The sequence below is a fragment of the Siminovitchia sediminis genome (assembly GCF_042680885.1).
Taxonomy (GTDB): Bacteria; Bacillota; Bacilli; order Bacillales; family Bacillaceae_C; genus Siminovitchia; species Siminovitchia sediminis.
This window is the reverse complement of the sequence record NZ_JBHUEO010000061.1, coordinates 1-7,136: the sequence shown is the minus strand read 5'-3', so window position 1 is coordinate 7,136 and position 7,136 is coordinate 1. Positions and strand designations below refer to the sequence as shown.

At 33.8% G+C, this 7,136-nt stretch carries 6 protein-coding genes; 4 read left to right on the top strand and 2 right to left on the bottom strand.

What is annotated here, in order from left to right:
* Nucleotides 1-1,084: 1,084 nt before the first annotated feature.
* The gene (locus ACFSCZ_RS15705; protein WP_380775150.1) at nucleotides 1,085-2,110 is read right to left on the bottom strand and encodes a sensor histidine kinase; all 1,026 of its coding nucleotides are present in this window, start codon (nucleotides 2,108-2,110) and stop codon (nucleotides 1,085-1,087) included.
* Complete coding sequence (locus tag ACFSCZ_RS15700; RefSeq protein ID WP_380775148.1) at nucleotides 2,107-2,778, bottom strand: response regulator transcription factor; 672 nt, start codon at nucleotides 2,776-2,778, stop codon at nucleotides 2,107-2,109. Before ACFSCZ_RS15700 ends, ACFSCZ_RS15705 begins: the two co-directional genes overlap by 4 nt.
* 203 nt (nucleotides 2,779-2,981) lie before the next feature.
* On the opposite strand from ACFSCZ_RS15700, the gene drcA reads away from it, so the two are divergent.
* The 4 genes from drcA to ACFSCZ_RS15680 all read left to right on the top strand — a co-directional run bounded on the left by drcA (nucleotide 2,982) and on the right by ACFSCZ_RS15680 (nucleotide 6,580).
* Complete coding sequence (drcA, locus tag ACFSCZ_RS15695; RefSeq protein WP_380775145.1) at nucleotides 2,982-3,749, top strand: daptomycin efflux ABC transporter ATP-binding protein DrcA; 768 nt, start codon at nucleotides 2,982-2,984, stop codon at nucleotides 3,747-3,749.
* Nucleotides 3,736-5,661 (top strand): daptomycin efflux ABC transporter permease DrcB, encoded by a 1,926-nt coding sequence (gene drcB, locus ACFSCZ_RS15690; RefSeq protein WP_380775143.1) that lies wholly within the window; start codon nucleotides 3,736-3,738, stop codon nucleotides 5,659-5,661. Before drcA ends, drcB begins: the two co-directional genes overlap by 14 nt.
* Nucleotides 5,662-5,961: 300 nt before the next feature.
* Nucleotides 5,962-6,192, top strand: a complete 231-nt coding sequence (locus tag ACFSCZ_RS15685; protein ID WP_164216701.1) for a helix-turn-helix transcriptional regulator — start codon at nucleotides 5,962-5,964, stop codon at nucleotides 6,190-6,192.
* Nucleotides 6,182-6,580, top strand: coding sequence for a hypothetical protein (locus ACFSCZ_RS15680; protein ID WP_040037946.1), 399 nt, complete (start codon nucleotides 6,182-6,184; stop codon nucleotides 6,578-6,580). Before ACFSCZ_RS15685 ends, ACFSCZ_RS15680 begins: the two co-directional genes overlap by 11 nt.
* The last annotated feature ends 556 nt before the right edge of the window (nucleotides 6,581-7,136 follow it).

Genomic DNA, 7,136 nt, shown 5'->3' with positions numbered 1-7,136 from the left:
GCATCTATTGCTTTTTACGGGCGACAGCTTCCGTTACAAAGAGTCATTATTACATTCATAAGGCCGTTGGCGAGTGGCATGCATTTTTAAATGCCATTTCATACATTTTTTACTTGCCAAATACATTATAAATCTCTTATACACTATCTACCCCGGTCGTATAAAAATTTTTTATTTAGGTTAATCATATATACATACGATAGTTTTTATTTCCCTGATTATCAATATAATACTCCAACAAAACATATAGCACACTATCTAAAAACCAACTGAATTAGACGGCTTGTAACAAAATGAATCCTAAGCTAGTTCACATGTTCATAAAATGGGGATAAAATGGACTAAAGTAAAATGACTTGGAGGAACCATAACCTTCTCTTCCAAACAGATAGAGGGGGTCATCTATGTCCTAACACCACAAAAAAAGGTGCTTCCTAGTCAAAAATAGAAACACCCCATTATGCGTATAAATTCAGGAAGATTATTTGTTTTTTTACTGTGATATTCTTCCGATAGTTGCTATGTATTAATCTTTTTTTAATTGCTCCATAATCAGTCTGTTCAAAAAAGCTATTCACAGCCAAACAAAACATAATACTATTTATTTCTGTTGATACATATAAAGTGAGAAGGGACACAATAAGCAAAAATCCAACAAATGTTGATATAATCGCTTTTTTTCACTTTTAAGGTGTGAGTTTATTACACAACTCCTTTGATTTTTCTTATGCTAATAGAGATAGAACAATATAAGGAGAATATCTCATACTGATTCAAACTTTGAAATATAGTGAGAGTTTGTCCAGTAGGGGTAAATCTGGGGCTATTTCAATTTGTGAAAATGTGTTTATTATATCATACCGCCCATATTATTATCGTCTGTAATATCTATTACATATAGACACAAAATAGCGTTATATCTTATTTTTGATTGCGGTACCCTTTTGTTACCCCAATTCACTTACTATTGACTAAATTATTTTACTATTTCTTATAAGCCTCGGGATAAACATTATTCTACTTGAACATCTTTAATTTGATACTTATTTTCCGATTACCCAATTTTTTAACCCCACCATTATACTTATAGATGATAATAATTTCTGATTTTCGGAAAGTGGATGGTGACCCTCGTATATTTGCCTTCTTCCGATTGAATGGAGAGGTCATGTCCTAATTTAAGGGCCATTTGTTTTGCAAGGTAAATGCCTATCCCGGTAGATTTGGAATGACTTCTCCCAATAGATCCTGTAAATCCTTTTTCAAATACGCGGCTGATATCTTCCAGCTTAATCCCAATGCCTGTATCTTGAATCAGCAGCCGCTTTTCTTTTCGATCTTCCTTAAATTGTACGGAGATTTCCCCGCCTTCATCTGTATATTTTAAAGCATTTGAAAAAACTTGGTCTATGATAAATCCGAGCCATTTACTGTCGGTATGGACAACCTGCTCCATATCATCCATATGAAAACGAATTTGCTTGTTAATAAAGGATTTGGCATATTTCTTTACACTGTTTTTAACGATTTGATCCAACGCTACCTCGGAAATAAAATAATCTTTGGAAAACGAATCAATGCGAGAATAATAAAGAGCCTGCTCCACGTAATTTTCGATTTTATCCAACTCATCTTCAAACTTGTCCACAAGGGATTCAACAGTTCTTCCATTACTGTTTTCCATAAGCAAGCGACCTGCCGCAATCGGAACCTTAACTTCATGAATCCAAGATGTAATAAAATCTTGATGATCGCGTTTTTCGTTATACAACTTTTGTAGTTGATCGCCATGCATACCATTTACTTTTTTTAATAATTCAAGATAAATCTGTTGTTCATTGTTTCGCGGTTTAGGAAGAGTTGCGAGAAATTCTTCATGGCTACTTTCAACCAAATCATGTAATTCCAGATAAAACTCCCTATTAAAATAGTATTCGATGATTACATAAATAGCCACAATAAAAAAGATAACCACATTGATATAGACAATATCATTGACAGCGTGTCTGGAATGTGCGCTTACAAACATCATCAAAGAAACAAAGAACATAACGATCACATATAATATAAAGAAATTCCGTTTATCTTTTAGATATTGAATGAAACTCATTGGATAATATAACCTTGTCCTTTCTTAGTCGTAATGAAGTATTCTTTTCCAAGTTCGGCAAGCTTTTTACGCAAACGAGCAATATTAACCGTCAATGTATTTTCGTCCACAAAATTTTCATCCTTCCAAAGGCTTCGCATCATTTTCCTTCGATTTACAATGGTACCTTTGTTTTGCATGAGGATTTTCAGAATAAGAAATTCTGTTTTCGTGAGTTCCGATTTTCGATCTCCATGTAAGACCTCTCCGTTTTCAAGATTTAATATAATTCCATCATGTTCCATTGTCTGAGACTGTGTTTCCATATAGGAATACGTTCTGCGAAGGAGTGCATTAATTTTTGCAATCAATACATCCATATGGAAAGGTTTTTGAATATAATCATCTCCTCCCATGTTCATCGACATCACTATATCCATTGGTGTATCACGGGAAGAGAGAAAGATCATAGGGACCTTTGAAATTTCTCTGATTTTATTACACCAGTAAAATCCGTCAAACGATGGCAAATTGATATCCATGATGACTAGGTGAGGATCATGATTAAGAAATACCTGCATGATTTGGTCAAAGTCTTCGATCTTAATGGTTTCAAAACCCCATTTTTCTAATGCTTCCCCTACCATATCACGAATGGTCAAATCATCTTCCACAATCATGATTTTCATTCCTCTTCCCTCCACAATCATCCTTCTGTAACATCATATTAATTGAATATCGACCAACATACAAAGAAAACATCGTGTTTAATATATTTTTTATCAATGTGACGAAAATGTAAGATTACGAGATCAAGCTGTAAGTTTATATTAAGGTTTCCTATTGTACAATTAAATTGTAGAAAAAACAGCTCTGAATGGAGGATTTAAATATGAAAACTATTGTCGAAGCAAAACAAATAAAAAAAGTCTATGGTGCAAAGGGAAATGTATTTTCAGCTTTGGAGGATATAGACTTAACCGTCATGGAAGGTGAATTCGTCGGTATTATGGGACCCTCGGGTGCTGGTAAATCAACTTTACTAAATATATTGGCAACTATTGACGAGCCGACTACGGGGGACATTGTGATTGACGGAATCAATTTGACAAAGATGAATGAAGAACAATTATCTGCCTTTCGCCGTGACAAACTTGGTTTCCTTTTCCAAGACTATAATTTATTAGATACTTTAACTGTGAAAGAAAATATTATCTTGCCGTTAGCCTTGGCAAAATTGAACATTAAAGAATTGGAACGAAGAGCAGATGAAGTGGCAGATAAATTTGGAATTCGCGACATTTTAAATAAGTACCCGTATCAAATTTCTGGTGGACAAAAGCAACGCACGGCAGCTTCGCGAGCGATTATTTCAAAGCCAAGCCTAATATTGGCAGATGAACCAACAGGTGCGTTGGATTCGAAATCAGCAACAGACTTGTTAGAAAGTTTAAAGGATCTAAATGAACAAGACAAGGCAACCATTTTAATGGTTACCCATGATGCTTATGCGGCAAGTTATTGTAATCGCGTCCTATTTATTAAAGACGGTAAAATCTTCACAGAACTTGTGAAAGGGAAAAGATCCCGCAAAGAATTTTTCAACAAGGTGTTGGATGTTCTATCCGCACTGGGGGGTGGAGCAAATGACATTATTTAGTTTAGCAAGGAAAAATATTAAAGGTAATTTCAATAATTATTTTGTCTATTTTGTTACGCTCGTATTCAGCATGGTTATTTATTATACGTTCACTTCCTTGCAATATAGCGAAAAAATTCAGGAAAGCATTGAATTGTCGGATACAATGAGTTTCATGTTTGGGGTATCATCAATTATCTTAATTTTATTCGTAGCAATCTTTATTTTATACTCCAATTCATTCTTCACAAGAAAAAGGAAGAAAGAAGTCGGATTGTACGCCATACTTGGTTTACGCAAGAAAACCATTGCAAAAATGTTATTTTATGAAAATTTGATTATGGGAATCATTGCAATAGTTATTGGAATTATTCTTGGAACCTTACTTTCCAAATTATTTGCAATGATTTTAATAAAACTTATGGGTTCAATTGCCGATGTGGACTTCGGTATTTCCATTCTAGCGATTACCCAAACAGTCATAGTCTTTATGGTCATTATTTTATTCACTTCTGTTCAAGGTTACCGTTTGATTTATCGTTTTACATTAATCGAATTATTCTATGATGAGAAAAAAGGAGAACAAATTCCAAAGGTTTCACTTATTTCGGCTGTTATCGGAGTTATATTGCTTGTCGTTAGTTACTGGCTGATATTAAAACCATTTCCTGACGAATTTACTACGGAATATTTAATGAAAAATTATGGTATTGCTTTTGTTGCTCTCGTCATTGGCACCCATTTATTTTTTCAATCTGTAACGGTCTATTTATTAAGATTATCACAAAAAAATAAGTCGCGTTATTACAGAGGAACTAGAATAATTGAAACATCTCGCTTACTGTTTCGTATTAGAGGGAATGCACGTACCTTTACAGTCATTGCATTGTTGAGTTCTGCAACGATCTGTTTCTTAGGTGCAACTTACAGTGGGTATTACAGCAACGAAAAAAGAGCTGAGGAAGTTGTTCCGTTCAGCTATTCGCATTTGTCAAAAGGTCCAGAATTTGATTCGCAGGTGGAGAGCATAATAAAAGCAGATCATCGACATCCAATAAAAGCCCAACTAGACATACCCGTCATTCAGGTAAAAGCAATACTCTCATTTCAACTGGATTATGACATAAATCCTGTGCAATTAATCTCAGAAAGTACATTTAATAAAGCAGCGAATGCTTTAAATAAGGATGAAACAATCTCACTATCAAGAAATCAAGCAGCAGTAATCCAGCCAAGGTTTACTGAATATACGAAGTCGGTTTTTAAAGGAGAAAATATAACGATTCAATTGCCTCAAGGAAGCAGCAAACTGCCATTTGTTCATATGGTTGAAAGTAATGTGCTACCTTTCGATTATCCCGATTTCTTTCTCGTAGTCAGTAACGAAATGTTTGCTGAGATAGCCAAAAAAGAGGCTCCATTAACTTATAAAGTATATGAAGTGGAAAATGAAGTAACGGCACAAGCCACATCAAAGAAAGTAAATAAACTGGTTGGAAACGATTTTCAAGTTTCTTCATCATTTTATACTGAGTATAAGCAAGGTAAAGAAGGAAACGCAATTACTCTTTTTATTTTTGGATTTTTGGGGCTTGTATTTTTAGCGGCAAGTGGAAGTATCATTTATTTCAAACAGTTAACAGAAGCGAATGAGGCGAAAGGACACTATGAAATCCTTAGAAAAATCGGTGTCAATAAAAAGGATATACGTAAATCAATCAAAAGGCAGTCATTATTTGTGTTTGGATTGCCACTAACCGTAGGAATATTGCACAGTTGTGTGGCATTGTACTTTACTAGCAACTTTATTTCTAATCTCATTGGAATCAATCTTATCTTCCCTATTCTAATGGCTATAGTCTTCTTTGTTATCATCTATGCAGTCTATTACGTATTAACCGTTAATACGTACAATCGCATTGTAAATAAATAAGAGCGAAACATCTCTCGAATGTTCGGGAGGTGTTTTGTTATATATCCTTTGTTAGGAAATTCGTTATTACTCCGGAATCTGACCCGATTGTTAAAGTATCACGCTATAGTTTAAAAAGAAAAGAGACGCTTATTAAACAACATCCTAGCTGTATTAATGTTTCAAAATTTCTCCTCTGATCAAGGTTTCATTTATCTTACAATCACTATATGTATAAGATGTTTGACATTTTGTTTGCTGCATAATATAATTAAAAATGTAAAATATGTTTGACAAAAAGGAGGGAGGAACGGGCATCTAATGTTAAATCGTATCAGGGAATTACGTAAAACACAGAAAATGTCACAAGAACTTCTTGCTAATAAATGTGATGTGTCCAGACAAACAATAAATGCTATTGAAAATAATAAGTATGATCCAAGTCTTGTTCTTGCATTTAAAATCGCAGCTATCCTAGATATAACAGTGGATGAGCTGTTTCAATTTCAGTTGGCAGAAAGCAAAAGCGAGGAGGAATCTAATGAGAAATAAAAAACTAAAAGTATTAACTGGCATTGTTTTAAGTGTTATCACCCTTTTATTTTTAGGTTTATATATTATAGATTTTTTAAATGATAGTGAAAATCCAGCACCTGATATTCTGCTATGGGTTGTTGTTATTTTAACATTCTTTTATTCAGCAACATGGGGCGATGATTCAAAAGCTGAAGAAGATGAAATGGGCCAACAAATTAAGAATATAAGTGGAAAGATAAGTTACTATATTCTAATAGCTTTTCTATTTGTTCTTTGGTTTGTATACAGTCAAATAAATGAATCTGATTTAGGCAGTATCTTTTTGCTTTCTGCATTTTGTATTGGAGTTATCATATTTCCAATCGTTCAATTTATGGTTGCCAGAAGATTTATGAAAGACTAATCTTCTTTTCAAAAAGAAAATTATTTTAGAATGGTCCAAATACTTTTTTAAAATCACTCGTTCAATTTGTTTTTCCCGAATGGACGATTGGTACCGTTGGTAGAGGTGAATAGGTGACAATTAATTTTTGTTCCAAGTCATTTTCCTTTATGTATCGCTCTTTGTAGTACGTTCTTGTATTATTTTCTAGATGGTGAATATCATCCAAATTAACTTTTTGATTACTCACGTTAGGGAAATTGCTTTGCAAAGCACCGTATTAAAAGCCTTAGAGACCTTGTTTTATCAAGGATTCGAGGCTTTTTTACTTTTCTTGATTTTTTAGGCTAAAGCATGAAAATGAACGTATTTGGGGCTAAATTGGGGCTGATTAATATTAATCAGTATAGGCTTATGTAAGGGAATGGGTATATTTCAAAAAAATGGGTATTTGAATAAAGACATCGGATAATACCACCTCTGCCATATTTTAGAGCCACCTATGACATGATTTAGAGCCACCTCTGCCATAACTGAGCCACCTCCTATATAATTGATTTGCACTTCAGTGTGCAAA

Excerpts from the sequence above, each read along its gene's own strand:
- ACFSCZ_RS15705 (WP_380775150.1), bottom strand. The coding sequence starts at position 2,110 with ATGAGTTTCATTCAATATCTAAAAGATAAACGGAATTTCTTTATATTA.
- ACFSCZ_RS15700 (WP_380775148.1), bottom strand. The coding sequence starts at position 2,778 with ATGAAAATCATGATTGTGGAAGATGATTTGACCATTCGTGATATGGTA.
- drcA (WP_380775145.1), top strand. The coding sequence starts at position 2,982 with ATGAAAACTATTGTCGAAGCAAAACAAATAAAAAAAGTCTATGGTGCA.
- drcB (WP_380775143.1), top strand. The coding sequence starts at position 3,736 with ATGACATTATTTAGTTTAGCAAGGAAAAATATTAAAGGTAATTTCAAT.
- ACFSCZ_RS15685 (WP_164216701.1), top strand. The coding sequence starts at position 5,962 with ATGTTAAATCGTATCAGGGAATTACGTAAAACACAGAAAATGTCACAA.
- ACFSCZ_RS15680 (WP_040037946.1), top strand. The coding sequence starts at position 6,182 with ATGAGAAATAAAAAACTAAAAGTATTAACTGGCATTGTTTTAAGTGTT.